The sequence below is a fragment of the Cellulomonas septica genome (genome assembly GCF_012396155.1).
Classification (GTDB): domain Bacteria; phylum Actinomycetota; class Actinomycetes; order Actinomycetales; family Cellulomonadaceae; genus Cellulomonas; species Cellulomonas septica.
The window spans coordinates 1-1,961 of the sequence record NZ_JAAXOY010000663.1; the positions used below are offsets into that span (position 1 = coordinate 1).

2 protein-coding genes are annotated in these 1,961 nt (G+C 75.9%); both read right to left on the bottom strand.

Annotation, left to right across the window (positions count from 1 at the left end; all coding sequences use genetic code 11):
* The coding region (locus HGA02_RS17865; protein ID WP_168680593.1) for a PAS domain-containing protein at positions 1 to 1,302 on the bottom strand (1,302 nt) is incomplete at its 3' end.
* Positions 1,299 to 1,808 (bottom strand): MFS transporter, encoded by a 510-nt coding sequence (locus tag HGA02_RS17870; RefSeq protein WP_343035585.1) that lies wholly within the window; start codon positions 1,806 to 1,808, stop codon positions 1,299 to 1,301. The genes HGA02_RS17865 and HGA02_RS17870, both read right to left, overlap by 4 nt.
* Positions 1,809 to 1,961 lie beyond the last annotated feature (153 nt).

The window sequence follows — 1,961 nt, forward strand, 5'->3', positions numbered from 1 at the left end:
CTCGCCGTCGGTCGTCCAGCGCGCGTACACGCACGTCGCGATGTCCGCGAGGTCCAGCCCGCGCACGACGCCGTCGATCCGGTCCAGGACGGCGCCCGGCGCCGAGCCCTCCCACGCGTACGACCGGAGCAGCGACCGCAGCTGGCCCATCGCGGCGGCCGCCCGCAGGTCGTGCCCGACGACGTCGCCGACGGCGAGGCCGACGGTCCCGCCCGCGAGGGGCAGCACGTCGAACCAGTCGCCACCGACCTCCGCGAGACGGCTCGACGGCAGGTACGACGCGGCCACGTCGAGCCCGGGCACGCGCGGGATCTCCGGGAGCAGGCTGTGCTGGAGCGTGAGGGCCGCGCTGCGCTGCGCGAGGAACAGGCGCACATTCTCGAGCGCGAGGCCCGCGCGGCGGCCCAGGTGGGCGGCGGTCAGGACGGTGTCCGGCGTGAAGCCGTCCGTCTTCTCGTGCACCAGGCACAGCACGCCGAGCACGCGCTCGCGGGCGCGCAGCGGCACGACCATGGCACTGCCGAGCCCGAGGCGCTGCAGGAGCGCCAGCTGGGCGGGGGTCGTCCGGCCCGGGAGCGAGGCGACGTCGACGGGGAACGGCTCCGCGACGTAGCCGGGCGGGCTCGCGAGGGCCCCGAGCGTGCGGGGCGAGCGCTGGAGCCAGCTCACGTCCTGCGCACCGAGGCTGTCGGCGAGCGCGACGTCCGCGGCGCTGCCCGCGACGACGTGCACGTGCTCGAACCGGCCGCGCTCGTCGGTGACGGCGACGAAGCCCCAGGTCGCGAGCGGCGGGATCGCGACGTCGGCCAGCGCGTCGACCGCGTCGTTGTAGTCGAGGTGCAGCGCGAGCTCGTCGCTCACGCGGGCGAGCAGGTCGAGGCGGGCCGCGGACCGGTCGTCGCCCAGGCCGGCCTGCTCGGCCTCGACCCGCGCGGTGACGTCGGTCTGCACGGCGACGCGCCGCACCACGGCACCCGTGCTGTCGTGCACCGGCATGATGACGAGCTGGTTCCAGAACGGCGTGCCGTCGCGCCGGTAGTTGAGGAGCAGCGCCCCGGCGGTGCGACCCTCGTCGATCGCGGTCCGGAGCTCGCCGAGCGCGCCCGGGTCGGTGCCCGTGCCCTGCAGGAACCGGCAGTTGCGCCCCAGCACCTCGGACGCGGGGTGCCCGGTGAGCTTCTCGAACGCGGGGTTGACCCAGATCAGCGGGTCGTCGGGCTGCGTCGGGTCGCTGATGCACGCCGCGACCTCGCCGTCGACGAGCGCGAGGCGCAGGGCCTCCTCGGGGGTCAGGTCGATCACGAGCCCGTCACCTCCCGGGACGTCGGAGCGGCGGCCGGACGGTCGGGACCCGGTGCGGGGTCGTCCGTCCGACCGGTGCGGCCGACGACGCGCGTCGTCGCGGCGCCGTAGAGCAGAGCGCCCGCAACGTACCCGACGGCGAGGACGACGAACAGACCGCGCGACCAGCCGGTGTCCGGCAGGGTCACCGCGCCGAGCGCGGCGGCGCCCACGAACGCGGCGTTGTAGAGGACGTCGTAGAGCGCGAACGCGCGTCCGCGGAACGCGTCGTCGGTGTCCCGCTGGACGATCGTGTCGACCGCGATCTTCGCGCCCTGCGCGGCGAGCCCCAGCGCGGCCGCGCCGACGAGCACGGCGGGCCGGGCGACGGTCACCGCGAGCAGGCCCTGGCTCAGCGCCGCGAGCCCGAGGCACAGCACGATCCACGTGTGCGGGCCGGTGCGCGGCGACAGCACGGGTGTGAGGACGACGGCGAGCGCGAAGCCGACCGCGGACGCCCCCAGCACGGTGGCGAACGTCGCGAGGCCCGCGCCCGCGTCGTCGTGCAGAACGTGCCGGACCCGGAGACGGCGCTGCGCACGCGCCTGGTGAAGGACGACGTGCCCGACGTGCTCACGCTCAACGGCAACGGCACCTTCGGCGAGTTCGCGTCGGCCGGC